This is a genomic window from Agromyces atrinae (assembly GCF_013407835.1).
In the GTDB taxonomy this organism is placed as follows: domain Bacteria; phylum Actinomycetota; class Actinomycetes; order Actinomycetales; family Microbacteriaceae; genus Agromyces; species Agromyces atrinae.
Window position 1 is genome coordinate 3,375,503 of the sequence record NZ_JACCBI010000001.1, and the last position, 16,072, is coordinate 3,391,574.

Genomic DNA, 16,072 nt, shown 5'->3' on the forward strand with positions numbered 1-16,072 from the left:
CAAATCGCGACGTATGTCGACGGAAACGGGCGCATTCTGAGATCAAGCCATCAACTTATTCGAAAGGCAGCGCGATGACCCTCTCCGAGTTCTCCGTCGGCACCGGCTCCGCCCCCCGCACCGCGCACCCCGGCACGATCGACGTCGATCTGCGCGCCTGGGTCGACCGCATCGCAGCTCTCACCCGGCCCGACGAGGTCGTCTGGTGCGACGGCTCGCTCGCCGAGGCCGATCACCTCACGAAGCTCCTCGTCGCCGAGGGCAAGCTCACCCGGCTAAACCCCGAGTGGCGCCCCAACAGCTTCCTCGCGCGCACCGACCCGCGCGACGTCGCCCGCGTCGAGGACCGCACCTTCATCTGCTCGACGTACGAAGAGGATGCCGGACCGACGAACAACTGGCGCGACCCGAAGTTCATGCGTGAGGAGCTCGACGCGGTCTTCGACGGTTCGATGCGCGGCCGCACGATGTACGTCGTGCCGTTCTCGATGGGCCCGCTCGGCGGCCCCATCTCGCAGCTGGGTGTCGAGATCACCGACTCGCCCTACGTCGTCCTCAGCATGGGGATCATGACCCGCATGGGCGAGCGCGTCTACCGCCTCATCGAAGAGGGCGAGCCGTGGGTGCGCACGGTGCACTCGGTCGGCTACCCGCTGGCGGATGCCGCGGGCCACCGCCGCGCCGAGTCCGACTGGCCGTGCAACGACACGAAGTACATCTCGCACTTCCCCGACTCGCGCGAGATCTGGTCGTACGGCTCGGGCTACGGAGGCAACGCCCTGCTCGCGAAGAAGTGCTTCGCGCTCCGCATCGCGAGCGTCATGGCGCGCGACGAGGGCTGGCTCGCCGAGCACATGCTGCTCATCAAGATCACCTCGCCCGAGGGCCGCGCCTACCACGTCGCCGCGGCGTTCCCCTCGGCGTGCGGCAAGACGAACCTCGCGATGCTCCGCCCGTCGATCCCCGGCTGGACCGTCGAGACGATCGGCGACGACATCGCCTGGATGCGCCCGGGCGATGACGGCCGACTGTGGGCGATCAACCCCGAGGCCGGGTTCTTCGGCGTCGCGCCGGGAACGGGGGAGTCGACGAACCCGACGGCCGTGCAGACGCTGTGGGGCAACACGATCTTCACGAACGTCGCCCTGCGCGATGACGGAGACGTGTGGTGGGAGGGGCTCACCGACACCCCGCCCGCGCACCTCATCGACTGGGAGGGAAACGACTGGACGCCGGCATCCGGTCGCCCCGCCGCGCACCCCAACTCGCGCTTCACCGTCGCCGCGGCGCAGTGCCCGCAGATCGCCGACGACTGGGAGGACGTCGGCGGCGTGCCGATCGACGCCATCCTCTTCGGCGGTCGCCGCGCGACGAACGTGCCTCTCGTCGCCCAGGCGCGCAGCTGGAAGCACGGTGTCTTCATGGGTGCGACGATCTCGTCGGAGAAGACGGCTGCGGCCGAGGGGACCGTCGGAGAGCTCCGCCGCGACCCGTTCGCGATGCTGCCGTTCTGCGGCTACAACATGGCCGACTACTGGGGCCACTGGCTGAAGATCGGCCGCACGCTCGGCGACAAGGCTCCGGCGATCTTCCAGGTGAACTGGTTCCGCAAGGGTGCCGACGGTTCGTTCCTCTGGCCCGGGTTCGGCGAGAACGCCCGCGTGCTCGAGTGGATCGTCGGGCGTCTCGAGGGCGACGCGCGTGCGTCATCCACCCCCATCGGGCTCGTGCCGGCCGAGGGCGCGCTGAACGTCGACGGTCTCGACATCGACGACGCAGCGCTCGCGCAGCTGTTCGCGGTCGACACCACGTCGTGGCTCGCCGAGTGCGCGCTGACCGAGGAGTACTTCGCGCAGTTCGACGGGCGGGTGCCCGCGGCGCTGCAGGCCGAGCTCGCGAGCCTGCGCTACCACCTGACCGACTGAGGCGGCATGAGGGCCTTCCGCGCTACGGTGAGCGCGGGAGGCCCTCATGGAATTCGGTCACATCATCGGAACCCTCGGCGACGTCGTCGACCTCATCGGCGTCGTCGCGATCGTCGTCGGCGTCAGCTTCGCCCTGATCGATGCGGGCGTCCGGCTCATCAAGCGGAACGGCGCCGTCTACGAACGCTTCCGGCGGGTGCTCGGGCGGGCGATCCTCATCGGCCTCGAACTGCTCGTCGCCGCCGACATCGTGCGCACCGTCGCCGTGACCCCGACGCTCGAGTCGGTCGCCGTGCTCGGGATCATCGTGCTCATCCGCACGTTCCTCAGCTGGTCGTTGCAGCTCGAGGTCAGCGGTCGGTGGCCGTGGCAGCGTGCCCGCCGCGAACCGACCCCCACCCCCGACCCTGCCGGTTTGTGACTCGTTGACGTCGGTATCGCGCGCCCATAACGACACGAACCGGTCACAAACGGGGACGTGCGAGGGGGGATGACGTCGATCTCAGCCGCGCGGGGGATTTTCTGAGTCGCCGCGTCTGCGAGGGTGGAGGTATGACCCGCCTCTCTCGATCCGTGTCAGCCGCGCTCGCCGTCGTTCTCATCGCCGTCACCGCGGCATGCTCGTCGCCCGCCGAACTCGAGGCGGTGGAGATCCCGTCGACACCGGTGGGTGAGCAGGCAACCTGGGTCGTCGAGAGTCTCAGCTCGGAGCACGCGATCGAGACGGTCGACGTCGACGGGCGGTTCACCGAGGAGATGATCGCCGAGGTTCCGCTCGATCAGCTCGCCCTCGTGCTCGATCGCTTCCGCGAGACGCGCCCGTGGGTGGCGACGGCGTACGACGGCGACGAGACCCAGGCGGTCGTCCGACTCGAGTCGGCGAAGTCCACCCCGCTGCAGATGACCATCGCCGTCGACGACGCGGGAACCATCGCGGGCCTCTTCTTCGGCGCGCCCTCGCCCGAGCACACCCCCGCCGCATCGTTCGACGAGCTCACCTCGGCGCTCGGCGCCGTCGAGTACGACGCGCAGCTCTACGTCTCTGAGGGCGGCGAGACCGTCTACGAGTTCGGGAACGGCAGCCCGGGCCCGATCGCCTCGGCGTTCAAGCTCTACGTCCTCGGCGCCGTCGTCGACGCCGTCGCCGCGGGCGAGCTTGCGTGGGATGACGAGCTCGTCATCGACGACGCCGTGAAGAGCCTCCCCTCGGGCGAGCTGCAGGACCGCCCGAGCGGATCGACCGTCGACGTCATCGAAGCAGCCTCGAAGATGATCGCGATCAGCGACAACACGGCGACCGACCTCCTCATCCGGGCCGTGGGCCGCGACGCCGTCGAAGCCCAGCTCGAGATCATGGGCCACTCCGACCCGTCGCTCAACACGCCGTTCGCGACGACGCGCGAGTTCTTCTGGATCGGCTGGGGGGACGAGGCGCTGAAGGAGCGGTGGGCCGACGGCGACGAGGCCGAACGCCGCGCGGTGCTCGCCGACGTGCCCGCGGGCGTGCCGCCGATCGATGGAATCACCGAGGACGTCGTCTGGACCGACGATGTCGACTGGTTCGCCACCGCGACCGACCTCGTGCGTGCCCACGAGGCCCTGCAGCAGAAGGCGTCGACGGCCGCGGGTCAGCCCGTGCGCGGCATCCTCTCGGCGAACCCCGGTATCGACTTCGGCGACGAGTGGACCTACGTCGGCTTCAAGGGCGGAAGCTCGACGGGTGTCATGAGCGGCGCCTGGTACCTCGAGCGCGAGGGCGGCGAACCCGTCGTGGCCGTCATGCTCGCGTCATCCGACGACCCGACGGCCGTCGTCGACCCCGCCGCGGTCTTCGCCCACGTGCAGGACGCGGTAGCCCTCACCCTCGCGGCCGACTGACCCCACCCCGGTCTGGGCGTCACGACACGCTGGTTATCGAGGCGATAACCGGCGTGTCGTGACGCCGAGACGGAAGGACGAAGAAGCGGGGGATGACGCGGGCGGGCGTCAGACGAGCAGCTGGTGCTTCGCGAGCTCGCGGTAGAGCGGCACGGTCGACACGAGTTCGGAGTGCGTGCCCGTGCCGACGACGCGGCCGTCATCAACGACGACGATGCGATCCGAGTCGACGACCGTCGAGAGCCGGTGCGCGATGACGATGAGGGTGCGATCCTCGGCGACGGCGTCGATGGCCTCGCGCATCATCTGCTCGTTGACGCCGTCGAGGCTCGACGTCGACTCGTCGAGCAGCAGGATCGGCGGGGCCGCGAGCAGGGCGCGTGCGATCGCAAGTCGCTGACGCTCACCGCCCGAGAGCATGACGCCGTCTTCGCCGACCGCGGCGCCGAGGCCGGCGGGATCGCGATCGAGCACGCTGCCGAGGTTCACCGAACGCAGGACCGCGATGCACTCGTCGTCGGTCGCTTCGGGCGTACCGAGCGTGAGGTTGTCGCGGAGCGTGCCCGCGAGCACCGGTGCGTCCTGCTCGACGTAGCCGATCTGACGGCGCAGGTCGGCGCGCTCGAGCGATCGCACGTCGAGGCCGCCCATGCGGACGACGCCCGACTGCGGGTCGTAGAACCGTTCGATGAGGGCGAGGATCGTCGACTTGCCCGCACCCGACGGCCCGACGAGCGCGATGCGGGTGCCGCGCTCGGCCGCGAACGAGACTCCGTGCAGCACGGGGCGGCTCTCGATGACGAGGGGAGCCTCGCCCGCGTCATCCGCCGGGGTCCCCTCCGGCTCGACGGCGACCTTCGCGTACGTGAAGTGCACGTCGTCGAACTCGATCGCGGGCGCGTCGGGCAGGATCGCGGCGTTCGCCGGTCCGACCGACACGGCGAGCGGGGCGATTTCGCGGTCGTCCTGGTCTTCGGTCGGCAGGTCGAGGATCTCCTGGATGCGGCCGAGCGCACCGAGCGCCTGGTTGACCGCGGCGATCGCTCCGAATGCCTGGCCGAGCGGCATGATCATCATGAAGAGGAACAGGATGAACGCGACGAGGTTTGCGATCGTGATGTCGCCGTTCGCGACGCGGAAGCCTCCGACGCCGAGCACGACGAGGAACGAGACCTGCATCGCGATTCCCGCGATCGGCACGATGAGCGCCGAGATGCGAGCGACCTCGATGCCCTTCTGCCACGCGCCCGTCGCCTCCGACTCGACGGCGACGGCTTCGCGTTCGGTCGCATTCGCGGCGCGAATGGTGCGCACGGCGCTGATCGAGCGCTCGACGGCTGCGGCGAGGTCGCCGACCTTCGCCTGCGCGGCGTGCGACGCGTCGCGCACCTTGCGGGAGAGGAGAGTCACGGTCGTCACGGCGATCGCGACGACGAGCACCGTGAGTCCGAGCAGCACGGGGTCGATGACGAGCATCGCGATGAGCGCGCCGAGGAACGTCAGCGAACCACCGATCGCCTCGACGAGACCCTGCGTGAGCACGGCGCGCAGGAGGGTCGTGTCGCTGCCGACGCGCGAGACGAGGTCGCCCGTGCGGCGCGCGTCGAACTCGCTGATCGGCAGGCGCAGGATGCGGTTGATGAGTCGCTTCCGGCTCGAGAGCACGACACCCTCACCCGTGCGCTGCAGCAGGTAGTGCTGATAGCCGCTGAGGAGCCCGGCGATCACGACGAGCGCGATGAGCACCCAGACGAGTCCGCCGAGCGATCCGCCCTCGCCGACCTGCGTGATGACCTGGCTGACGAGCAGCGGCTGCGCGAGGCTCGCGGCGGCGAGCAGCACGCTCAAGACGATCACGAAACCGAGCACCTTGTTGTGCTCGAACAGATAGGGGAGGAGCTGGCCGAAGCTCGCGCGGGGGCCGGACGTGTTCGCGCGGCCTCGGCCGCGACGGGGGGTGCTGGTGGTGCTCATGACTGCCTTCTCGAAACGACGGATGCCGCAGGCGAGCCTACGCTCTCGCGATGGGAGTCGCCTGCGGCATCCGGAGTCTCAGGCGTCGATGTCGACGTCTTTCGTCTCGGTCGAGATGAGGAGCGCGACGAGGGTGAGCACCGCCATGACGGCGAGGTAGATGCCGACCCAGAACGGGCTGCCGTCACCCGCCTCCCAGAGCGCGACCGCGATGAAGGGTGCGACGGCGGCTCCGAGGATCGACGACACGTTGTACGAGATGCCCGAGCCTGTGTAGCGCACGTTCGTCGGGAACAGCTCGGGCAGCAGTGCACCCATGGGTCCGAAGGTGAGACCCATGAGCGAGAAGCCGATCACGAGCCACGCCATCACACCGACGAAGCCGGCGTCGAGCAGCGGCACCCAGACGAGGCCGAACACGATGATGCCGAGGGTGACCCAGATGAGCGTGCGGCGACGGCCCCACTTATCGGCGAGCGGACCCGAGACGAGCGTGAAGACGCCGAAGAACACGACTCCCGCGATGAGCATGAGCACGAACGTCGTGTACGAGTAGCCGAGACCCGGCACCGCGGCATCCGTCGCGGCCCGCCCGTAGCTGAGCGAGAACGCCGTCATCAGGTAGAAGAGCACGTACGTCGCGAGCATGAAGAAGGTGCCGAGGATGAGCTTCCGCCAGTGCAGGCGGAACGCCACGGCGAGCGGCAGGCGCTGGATCGTGCCGGTCTTCTCGGCCTTCGTGAACGCGGTCGACTCGACGAGCCGCAGACGCACCCAGAGGCCGACGGCGACCATGACGATCGAGAAGAGGAACGGGATGCGCCAGCCCCACTCGAGGAAGGCGTCCGACGGCATCGTCGGGTCGTCCGACGGCAGGATCGCCGCGATGACGAGGAACAGGCCGTTCGCGATGATGAAGCCGATGGGCGCGCCGAGCTGCGGGAACGTGCCGTACCAGGCGCGCTTGCCCTTCGGGGCGTTCTCCGTCGCGACGAGCGCGGCGCCCGACCACTCGCCGCCGAGCGCGAAGCCCTGGGCGAGACGCAGTACCACGAGCAGGAACGGAGCGATCCAGCCGACGAGGGCGTAGGTCGGCAGGGCGCCGATCAGGAAGGTCGCGATTCCCATCGTGAGGAGCGCGCCGACGAGTGTCGCCTTCCGCCCGACCTTGTCGCCCAGGTGACCGAACACGACCGCACCGAGCGGGCGGGCGACCATCGCGGCGCCGAAGACGGCGAAGGATGACAGGAGCGATGTCGTCGGGTCGTCGGACGGGAAGAACAGATGGGGGAAGACGAGGACGGCGGCCGTCGCGTAGACGTAGAAATCGTAGAACTCGATCGTCGTACCGATGAGGCTCGCGAGCAGCACGCGGCTGCGCGGGTTCGCGGGGACGTTCGAGGATTCCGCCTGAGTTGCGGACAGAGACATGAGGAGCGGCTTTCCGAAGAGTGCGTTGATCTCCGCATGGGGGGAGGCGTCGATCAGGCGTCAGAACCGCACACGGATGAGTCATCCGTCGCTTGTGGCAACCTCAGAACGCTACGCTCGGGCGCGAGCCGCGTCGACTCGAGCGAGACGAACGGTACTGTTCGCGCGACGAACGGCTCGATCAGCGCCAGACGACGGCGATCACGATGTTCGCGAGCGTCAGGCCGCCGATGAGCCAGAGCGCCCATGACGGCGCCGGGTCCTTCTTGCGGAACACGAACACGAGAACCGTGATGACGACGGCGACGATGAGCTTGACGGCGATCTTCGCCATGTCGAGGTCGCGCTCGCCCATCATCTCGATGAGGCCGACCATGGCGACGCCCGTCACGAGTTGCGTCAGTGCTCCGTGCACCATCGCGGTCACGACGGTGCCCTTCCCGCGACCGATTGCCTTCGTCTGCACGAGGAAACCTCCGAGCAGCGATGCGAGGCCGACGAAGTGCAGGATGAGCAGGATCATGACGACGACGTTCATGCTCTCTACTGTATGTAGAGCAAGAACGTCGTCGCCAGTAAGGGAAACCTCAGCGGGCGAGGCTCCGCAGCGCGACGACCGTCGCGAGGGCGGCCTCGGCGGCCTCGGCTCCCTTGTCTTCCTTCGAGCCCTCGATGCCCGCACGGTCGAGGGCCTGCTGCTCGTCGTCGGTCGTGAGGACGCCGAAGCCGACGGGCTTGCCCGTGTCGAGGGCGACGCGCGTGAGGCCGTCGGTCGTCGCCGACGAGACGTACTCGAAGTGGGGCGTACCCCCGCGGATGATGACGCCGAGGGCCACGACGGCGTCGGCGCCCGCGTCGAGGGCGGCCTTCGAGACGATCGGCAGCTCGAAGCTGCCGGGCACGCGCACGAGCGAGTGGGTCGCGCCGGCGGAGTCGAGGAAGCGCTGCGCGCCCGCGATGAGCCCGTCGGTGACGACTTCGTGCCAGCTGCCCGCGACGATCACGACGGTGATCCCCGTGCCGTCGACCGTCAGTGTGGGGGAGCCTGCTCCGCTCATGATGCGTGTCCTTCCAGGAGTGCTGCCTCGGCGGCGCCGAGTTGGCTGTCGGTGATGGTGTGGCCCATGCGCTCGCGCTTGGTCTCAAGGTAGCCCTCGTTGAAGGCGCCGACGCCGACGACGAGGGGCACCTGCTCGCTCACGGCGATGCCGTGGGAGGTGAGCTGGCGGATCTTCTCGGGGTTGTTCGTGAGGAGTCGCACCGAGCGCACGCCCATCTCGTCGAGGATCGCCGTCGCGGCGCCGTAGTCGCGCGCGTCGGCGGGCAGGCCGAGCGCGAGGTTGGCGTCGAGCGTGTCGAGGCCCTGCTCCTGCAGCGCGTAGGCGCGCAGCTTGTTGATGAGGCCGATGCCTCGACCCTCGTGGCCGCGCAGGTAGATGACGATACCGCCGTCACGCTGGATGGTGTCGAGGGCGGCGTCGAGCTGCGGGCCGCACTCGCACTTGAGCGAGCCGAACGCTTCACCGGTCAGGCACTCGGAGTGCACGCGCACGAGTGTGCCTTGCGCGCTCGGGGTACCGGCGACGATCGCGACGTGGTCGGCGCCCGTCGAGCGGTCGCGGTAGGCGCGCACGCGGAACGGTCCGTGCGTGGTCGGAACGGTCGTCTCGACCTCGAACGTGACGCGCGACGACTCGGGCACGTCGGCGGCGGCCGGTACGTCGGAGGCCGGGTGCTCGTCGAGCCACGCGACGAGCGCCGCGATCGTCGTGACGGGCAGGCCGGCGCTCTCGCCAAGCTCGATGAGGCCGGGCAGGCGCATCATCTCGCCGTCGTCCGCCACGAGCTCGCCGATGACGCCGACGGGCGCGAGGCCCGCGAGCTTCATGAGATCGACCGTGGCCTCGGTGTGCCCGGGCCGTTCGCGCACGCCGCCCTCGCGCGCACGCAGGGGGATGACGTGGCCGGGCCGGATGAGCCGGTCGGGCGTCGCGGACGGGTCGGCGAGCACGCGGAGCGTGTGGGCGCGGTCGGCGGCCGAGATGCCCGTGCTCACGCGATCGGCCGCATCGACGGTGATCGTGTAGGCGGTGCCTCGTGCGTCCTGGCTGTCTTCGACCATGAGGGGCAGGTCGAGCCGGTCGGCGACGCCGTCGGGCATGGGGGCGCAGAGGTAGCCGCTCGTGTGGCGCACCATCCAGGCGATCCACTCCTGCGTCGCGAACTCGGCGGCCATGATGGCGTCGCCCTCGTTCTCTCGGGCCTCGTCGTCGGCGACGATGACGGGTTTGCCGGCGCGGAGCGCGTCGAGCACCTCGGGGATCGTGGCGAGGCTCATGCGCGGTCTCCTTCGAATCGCAGCATGCGCTGCACCTGGCGGGCGAGGATGTCGGTCTCGATGTTCACCCGGTCGCCGACGACGCGTTCGCCGAGCGTCGTCGCCGTGAGGGTCTCGGGGATGAGCGACACCTCGAACCAGTCGTCGCCGACGGCGCTGACCGTGAGCGACGTGCCGTCGACCGTGATGGAGCCCTTATCGACGACGAGCGGGGCGTGCTGAGGGTCGAGGCTGAAGCGGAGCACGCGCCACGCCTCACCGGGAACGACCGAGAGCAGCTCGGAGGTGCCGTCGATGTGGCCCTGCACGATGTGGCCGCCGATGCGGTCGCCGATCTTCGCGGCGCGCTCGAGGTTGACCGTGCGGCCTTCGGCGGCGTCGCCGAGGGTCGACGTCACGAGGGTCTGCCGCATGACGTCGGCCGTGAACCAGTCGTCGCCCTGCTCGACGACGGTGAGGCAGACGCCGCTTACCGAGATCGAGTCGCCGTGGCGCGCATCGGAGACGGCGATGGGTCCGCGCACGGTGAAGCGGGCGGCGTCGTCGGTCAGTTCGATGCGGTCGATGCGGCCGATCTCTTCGATGATTCCGGTGAACATCAGCGGGTTCCTCTCCGGGCGACGATCAGGATGTCGTCGCCGAGTGTCTCGGGTGAGTCGAATGTGAGTCGGTGGGCGTCGGCGAGCGTGCCGATTCCGAGGTCGCCGATCGCGACGCGGGGTCCGCCGAGAAGCGTGGGGGCGATGTATACGACGAGCTCGTCGGCGAGATCGGCGGCGAGGAACGCGCTCGCGAGCGTCGGGCCGCCTTCGACGAAGAGCGAACGGATGCCTCGGGAGTGCAGCTCACGGAGCGCGGCATCGAGGTCGTGGCCGTCGACGTGGAGCGGCTCGTGCGGGCCCCGGTGCACGGCGGCATCGGCCGGAATGGCGCGACTCCCGAAGACGACGGGAACCGGTTGCGACTCGAGCAGCTCGCCGCCGGGAGTGCGCGCCGTGAGGGACGGGTCGTCGGCGAGGAGCGTTCCGCTACCGACGGCGATGGCGTCGGCGGCGGCGCGGCGCACGTGCACGTCGGCTCGGGCGGCGGGGCCGGTGATCCATTGACTCGACCCGTCGGCGGCTGCTGCGCGACCGTCGAGGGTCTGCGCCCACTTCACCGTCACGAGCGGTCGTCCGAGTCGAGCGGCGGGCAGCCAGTCGCCGAGTGCGGTCTCGGCGTCCGAGAGGAGGAGTCCGCCCTCGACGTCGACACCGGCCTCACGCAGGGTCTCGGCGCCTCCCGAGGAGTGCTGACCCGGGTCGGGCACGGCGAACACGACGCGGGAGACACCCGCCGCGATGAGTGCTTGGGCGCACGGGCCCGTGCGGCCCTCGTGGTTGCAGGGCTCGAGCGTGACGACGGCCGTCGCGCCGCGCGCCGCGCCCTCGCTGAGCTTCGAGAGGGCGTCGACCTCGGCGTGAGCCGTACCGGCGCCGCGGTGCCAGCCCTCGGCGATGACATCGCCGTCGGCATCGAGGATCACGCAGCCGACCCGAGGGTTGATGCCGCGCGAGGGACCGCGGCCGGCGAGCTCGATGGCTCGGCGCAACGCCCGTTCCTCGTGTTGCGACCGCTCGACGACCGACATCCTCTTCCGTTCCCTGTGCGGGCTCCGGGGATCGATGGACTCGCGTCCGAGCGTCGGCGGTCGTCTCTCGACGACTACCGACCCGTGCGCCTCCCATCCGGACTTTAACCGTCGGTACTGGAGTTTCACCAGTTCAACCGCTCGAGCGACCCGACTGGGCAACTCTCACGGCTCGCGGACTATCACCGCCGGTTCGGATTCTCACCGACCCCGGAGCACGTTTCGTGTTCTCGATTGTAGGTCAACGCTCCGACACCCCGAGTATTCCCCGTCACACTCGCGTAAAGGACGCAGGATCGGTCAGGCGAGGAGCGCGGGGAGCTCGGAGAGCGACGCGATCTCGATGACCCCGAGCTCCGCGATCTCGGCGGCGTCGGACTCGCTCGGGCGCTTGCCGCTCCGGTTGATCCACACGCCCGTGAGTCCGGCGCGCGCGGCGCCGAGCGCATCCGTCCGCAGGCGGTCGCCGACGTAGACGGCGGCGGCCGGGGCGACGCCGAAGGCTTCGACCGCGTGCTGGAAGATGCGCGCATCGGGTTTCGTCACGCCGAGCTCGCCCGACGCGATGACATGCTCGAGGCGTGATGCGATCGCCACGCGGTCGATCTTGTCGGCCTGGAAGTCGGCCTCGCCGTTGGTGATGATGCCGAACCGCACGCCCGGGATGACGCGCTCGAGCGCGTCGAGGGTGGGAAGCGCATCGGCGTGCAGGTGCCAGGCAGCGCGGTAGTGCTCGAAGTAGTCGGCGAACCACGCACCCGAGGCGTCACCATCGAGCTCGACGCCGTGGGCCGCCGCGAAGTCGCGAGCCCGCGCTCGGCGCTGGCCCTCGAAACTCAGGTCGCCCGCGAGATACGAGTGATAGTGCCGCTCTTCGAGTTCGAACCACAGCCGATCGAGCGCGTCGGCCTCGCCGCGGTGCCCGCGCAGCGCGGAGTGCGCGACGATGCCGCTCCGCACCGCCTCGCGATGCGCGAAGAGCGTGTCGTCGAGATCGAAGAGCACGACCTGGAGGGCAGCCCCGCTCACGACGGCCACTCGAGGATCGCGGCCCAACTTGCCGCGGCGTTGTGGTCGATGCTGCGGCCGCGCCGTGCGATCCACGCCGCCGTCGGCTGGCCCGATCGGTCGAGGAAGGTCGGATCGACCTCGCCCGTGAAACGGAAACCTGTCGCGCGCGCGACCGACGCCGATGCCCGATTGCCTGGCGCGGCCCGCCAGAGCAGGTCGTCGACTCCGGGCATGCCGCCGTCGTGCGCCCACGCGATCACAGCGCGCACCGCTTCGGGCATGTAGCCGTGGCCGCGGTGCGGCGCACCGAGCCAGAATCCGATCTCACCCGAACCCGAGCGGATGCCGACGACGCCCAGCAGCGGCGAGCCGGGCTCGAGGCGCAACGCCCACGTCGACTCGCCCCCGGTCTGCCATCCGTTCGGAACATACTGCTCGACGTACATGTCGGCGTGGTGGCGTTCGTAGGGCCACGGCGTCGTCAGATAGCGCTCGAACAGCGGGTCGCGGCAGAACTCGGCGATGGTGTCGACGTCGGCCGTCGTCGGCTGATCGAGCACGAGCCGTGCCGTGCGGAGGTCGACGGGATCGCTCATCGGCGCGGCAGGAATCCGATGCGGTCGTAGACCTCGGCGAGCGTCGCGCGGGCGCGGGCGTCGGCCTTCTCGGCACCGGCGGCGAGCACGCGATCGAGCTCGGCCGGGTCGTTCGTGAGCTCGAGGGCGCGTTCACGGATCGGCGCGAGCGTCTCGACGACGAGCTCGGCGAGCTCCTTCTTCAGGTCGCCGTACCCGCGGCCCGCGTAGGCGGCCTCGAGATCGGCGACGCTCGTTCCGCTGATCGCCGAGTGGATGCCGAGGAGGTTCGAGATGCCCGGCTTCGCCTGACGGTCGAAACGGATCTCGCGCTCGGTGTCGGTGACCGCGCTCTTGAACTTCTTCGCCGTGACGGAGGGCTCGTCGAGGAGCTTCACGAGGCCGGCCTCCGTGGCCGCCGACTTCGACATCTTCGACGTCGGCTCCTGCAGGTCGTAGATGCGGGCTGACTCCTTGCCGATGAAGGCCTCGGGGATCGTGAACGTCTGGCCGAACCGCGAGTTGAAACGCCCTGCGAGGTCGCGAGTCAGCTCGAGGTGCTGCTTCTGGTCGTCGCCGACGGGCACGAGCTCGGTGCCGTAGAGGAGGATGTCGGCCGCCATGAGCACGGGGTAGGTGAAGAGACCGACGGTCGTCGCGTCGGCGCCCTGCTTGGCCGACTTGTCCTTGAACTGCGTCATGCGGCTCGCCTCGCCGAAGCCCGTGATCGTGGAGAGGATCCAGGCGAGCTCGGCGTGCGCCGGCACCTGCGACTGCACGAACAGAGTGACCTTCTCGGGATCGATGCCCGCGGCGATGTACTGCGCGGCCGTGCGACGCACGCTCGCCCGCAGGGCCACCGGGTCTTGCGCGACGGTGATCGCGTGCAGGTCGACGACGCAGTAGTACGACTCGTACGAGTCTTGCAGCGCCACCCAGTTGGTGAGGGCGCCGAGGTAGTTGCCGAGGTGCAGCGAGTCGGCGGAGGGCTGCATGCCCGAGAAGAGGACGGGGCGGGAGGACGAGGTCATGCGAAGAGATTCCTGTTCGGAGGGCCGAGGGGCCGGGTGTCACGGGGAGTGTCGCGCCGCGGCGGGCCGGCGGGCGAGAAGGGTCAGAGGGCGTAGTCGACGACGACGGGGGCGTGGTCGGACCATCGCTCGTCGTAGGCCGCCGCACGGTCGACCGCGTAGTCGGTGACGGTCGCCGCGAGTGCGGGCGTCGCCAGGTGGTAGTCGATGCGCCAGCCGGTGTCGGTGTCGAAGGCCTTGCCGCGCTGCGACCACCACGTGTACGGGCCCGCGACGTCGCCGGCGAAACGTCGCCCGACGTCGACCCAGCCGAGGCCGCCGCCCGCGTTGTAGTCGTCGGCGCCTTCTGCGCCGAGGAACTGGTCGAAGTAGGCGCGCTCCTCCGGCAGGAAGCCGGCGTTCTTGAGGTTGCCCTTCCAGTTCTTGATGTCGAGGGTGCGGTGCCCGACGTTCAGGTCGCCCATCACGACCGCGTAGTCGGTGTGCGCGGCGAGCGCGGGAAGGCGCTCGGCCATGCCCGCGAGGAACGTGTACTTGTCGTCCTGCTTCGGCGTGCCGACGCCACCGGTCGGCACGTAGGTACTGACGACCGTGACGATCTTGTCGCCCACTTCGTAGTCGGCTTCGATCCAGCGGCCTGCGCTGTCGAACTCGTCGGGACCGAACTCGACGCGGTGGATGGTCGCTCGGTTGCGCGAAGCGATCGCCACGCCCGCGCGACCCTTGGCCGTCGCCGCGTCGTGCAGGACCGACCATTCGTCACCGAGAAGACCCGTCAGGTCGTCGGTCGACGCGCGCACCTCTTGGAGCGCGAGGATGTCGACACCGCGGGCGTCGAGCCAGTCGCCCATTCCCTTGCGGTAGGCGGCGCGGACGCCGTTCACGTTGACAGAGGCGATGCGAAGGGGGCGGGCCATGCCTTCGATCATAGGCGCGGCCGCCGACAGAGCGCGGCCGCCGACAGAGCGCGGGCGCCCTCCGCGTCATCCGCTGTTCGTCGCGTCGAGCTCGCCGAGCGCCGTGGTCGCCGCCCGCAGCTCACGGCGGGCGCTCCACGCGTTCCACCAGTGCGCCGCGTCGACGGCGGCCTGGGCTCGCCGCACCCGCACACGTGCGGCGACGAGGAGGGCGTGGCGCTCGCGCTCGATGCGCTCGCGTTCGAGCTCCTCGGCGCTCACGCGGCGCAGCGACTCGTCGCGATCGCTCGCCCTTTCGGCGATCCACGATGCGGCGACGAGGATGACGACGCTCGTGAAACGGAACCACAGCAGCAGACCGATGAAGACGGTGAAGGTCGCGAGCAGGGGGTTGCGCGTCGCGCTGCCGAGGAGCGTCGACGCGAGCAACTGCAGCACGACGAGTCCGAGACCGCCGAGGAGCGATCCGCTCCACAGCTGGCGCCATCGGAGTTCGGCGCCCGAGAGGAAGCGGAAGAGGGCGATGAGCGCGGACGCGTCGATGACGAAGACGAGCACGAGGCCGACAAGGGAACCCGCGAAGGAGGTCAGCCACGAGTCCTCGGGCACGCCGAAGAGGCTCATGATCCACTCGAGGGCCGCTGTGCTCGCGACGGTGAGGCCCGCTCCGAGCAGGAGCGCGGCACCGAAGATGAGGGCGGCGAGGAAGTCGCGGGCCTTGAGGAGGACGTATGCGCGCGTGTCCTTCAGCAGCCCGAAGACGCTGCGGATCGCGAGCCGCGAGTAGGTGACCCAGCCGATCGCGGTCCAGATGAGACCACCGAGGGCGACGGCGCCGGTCCACCCGAAGAGGCTCGTGCTGGTCGTCGCGGCTGCCTCGAGGGATTCGGGCGTGATCGCGCCGCCCTCGCGGATGAGGCCCGGGATGTACGTGTTGATGAGGTCGATGACGGCCTGCATGACGTCGGGGCGACCGCTGAACCAGATACCCGCGACCGCGACGACCACGTAGACGGCCGCGAAGATCGCGAAGAGCGCCTGATAGCTCATCCCGGCGCTCAGCAGGAAGCCGTTGACCGTGAGGAAGCGCCGCCAGACGCGCACGGGGAAGAGCGCGAGGGTGCGCTGCGTGAGCTCGGTGACGCGCTGCACGGGCTCCTCGAAGCGCTCGCGCAAGGGTCCGCTCACCTGGTCGGCACGCTCCTTGAGCTCCGCCTCGGCACGGCGCATCCGCTCGCGCATGGCCGACTCGGAATCGAGCGGCATGCCGATCACCGGTTCAGCCGGAACCGGCTCCGACGCGGGTACGCGGGAGCGCCCACCGCGCGCCGAAGCATCGCGGTTCGGGGACTGACTCACGCG

At 69.7% G+C, this 16,072-nt stretch carries 15 protein-coding genes and 1 riboswitch; of the genes, 3 read left to right on the forward strand and 12 right to left on the reverse strand.

Features of this window, described 5'->3' with window-relative positions:
• Positions 1-74 precede the first annotated feature (74 nt).
• From BJ972_RS15580 to BJ972_RS15590, 3 genes are all read left to right on the forward strand, one after another.
• Complete coding sequence (locus tag BJ972_RS15580) at positions 75-1,925, forward strand: phosphoenolpyruvate carboxykinase (GTP) (protein ID WP_129175509.1); 1,851 nt, start codon at positions 75-77, stop codon at positions 1,923-1,925.
• Between the two features lie 46 nt (positions 1,926-1,971).
• Entirely contained in the window at positions 1,972-2,346 is a 375-nt protein-coding gene (locus BJ972_RS15585; protein ID WP_129175511.1) for a DUF1622 domain-containing protein, read from the forward strand.
• A gap of 131 nt (positions 2,347-2,477) precedes the next feature.
• The gene (locus tag BJ972_RS15590) at positions 2,478-3,803 is read left to right on the forward strand and encodes a Cpe/LpqF family protein (protein WP_129175513.1); all 1,326 of its coding nucleotides are present in this window, start codon (positions 2,478-2,480) and stop codon (positions 3,801-3,803) included.
• Between the two features lie 108 nt (positions 3,804-3,911).
• Here BJ972_RS15590 and BJ972_RS15595 read toward each other — a convergent pair whose 3' ends face one another.
• From BJ972_RS15595 to BJ972_RS15650, 12 genes are all read right to left on the reverse strand, one after another.
• Positions 3,912-5,777, reverse strand: coding sequence for an ABC transporter ATP-binding protein (locus BJ972_RS15595; RefSeq protein WP_129175515.1), 1,866 nt, complete (start codon positions 5,775-5,777; stop codon positions 3,912-3,914).
• A 78-nt stretch (positions 5,778-5,855) separates the two neighbouring features.
• Positions 5,856-7,208, reverse strand: a complete 1,353-nt coding sequence (locus BJ972_RS15600) for an MFS transporter (protein ID WP_129175517.1) — start codon at positions 7,206-7,208, stop codon at positions 5,856-5,858.
• A gap of 181 nt (positions 7,209-7,389) precedes the next feature.
• A complete protein-coding gene (locus BJ972_RS15605) occupies positions 7,390-7,746 on the reverse strand; it encodes a hypothetical protein (RefSeq protein WP_129175519.1) in 357 nt (118 codons plus the stop codon).
• A gap of 49 nt (positions 7,747-7,795) precedes the next feature.
• A complete protein-coding gene (gene ribH / locus BJ972_RS15610; protein ID WP_129175521.1) occupies positions 7,796-8,266 on the reverse strand; it encodes a 6,7-dimethyl-8-ribityllumazine synthase in 471 nt (156 codons plus the stop codon).
• Positions 8,263-9,546: a GTP cyclohydrolase II gene (ribA, locus tag BJ972_RS15615; protein ID WP_129175523.1), complete on the reverse strand. Its 1,284-nt coding sequence runs from the start codon at positions 9,544-9,546 to the stop codon at positions 8,263-8,265. The genes ribH and ribA overlap by 4 nt, the downstream gene beginning before the upstream one ends.
• Positions 9,543-10,145, reverse strand: a complete 603-nt coding sequence (locus BJ972_RS15620; protein WP_129175525.1) for a riboflavin synthase — start codon at positions 10,143-10,145, stop codon at positions 9,543-9,545. The genes ribA and BJ972_RS15620 overlap by 4 nt, the downstream gene beginning before the upstream one ends.
• The gene (gene ribD / locus BJ972_RS15625; RefSeq protein ID WP_129175527.1) at positions 10,145-11,176 is read right to left on the reverse strand and encodes a bifunctional diaminohydroxyphosphoribosylaminopyrimidine deaminase/5-amino-6-(5-phosphoribosylamino)uracil reductase RibD; all 1,032 of its coding nucleotides are present in this window, start codon (positions 11,174-11,176) and stop codon (positions 10,145-10,147) included. Before ribD ends, BJ972_RS15620 begins: the two co-directional genes overlap by 1 nt.
• 81 nt (positions 11,177-11,257) lie before the next feature.
• Positions 11,258-11,398, reverse strand: a riboswitch (FMN riboswitch).
• A 78-nt stretch (positions 11,399-11,476) separates the two neighbouring features.
• Complete coding sequence (locus BJ972_RS15630; RefSeq protein WP_129175529.1) at positions 11,477-12,205, reverse strand: HAD family hydrolase; 729 nt, start codon at positions 12,203-12,205, stop codon at positions 11,477-11,479.
• On the reverse strand, positions 12,202-12,783 hold the full coding sequence (locus BJ972_RS15635) for a GNAT family N-acetyltransferase (protein WP_129175531.1): 582 nt from the start codon (positions 12,781-12,783) through the stop codon (positions 12,202-12,204). The genes BJ972_RS15630 and BJ972_RS15635 overlap by 4 nt, the downstream gene beginning before the upstream one ends.
• A complete protein-coding gene (trpS, locus tag BJ972_RS15640) occupies positions 12,780-13,793 on the reverse strand; it encodes a tryptophan--tRNA ligase (RefSeq protein WP_129175533.1) in 1,014 nt (337 codons plus the stop codon). The genes BJ972_RS15635 and trpS overlap by 4 nt, the downstream gene beginning before the upstream one ends.
• Positions 13,794-13,876: 83 nt before the next feature.
• Positions 13,877-14,710, reverse strand: coding sequence for an exodeoxyribonuclease III (locus BJ972_RS15645; protein WP_129175535.1), 834 nt, complete (start codon positions 14,708-14,710; stop codon positions 13,877-13,879).
• Positions 14,711-14,776: 66 nt separating this feature from the next.
• A complete protein-coding gene (locus BJ972_RS15650; protein ID WP_241830831.1) occupies positions 14,777-16,069 on the reverse strand; it encodes a YihY/virulence factor BrkB family protein in 1,293 nt (430 codons plus the stop codon).
• Positions 16,070-16,072: the final 3 nt, after the last annotated feature.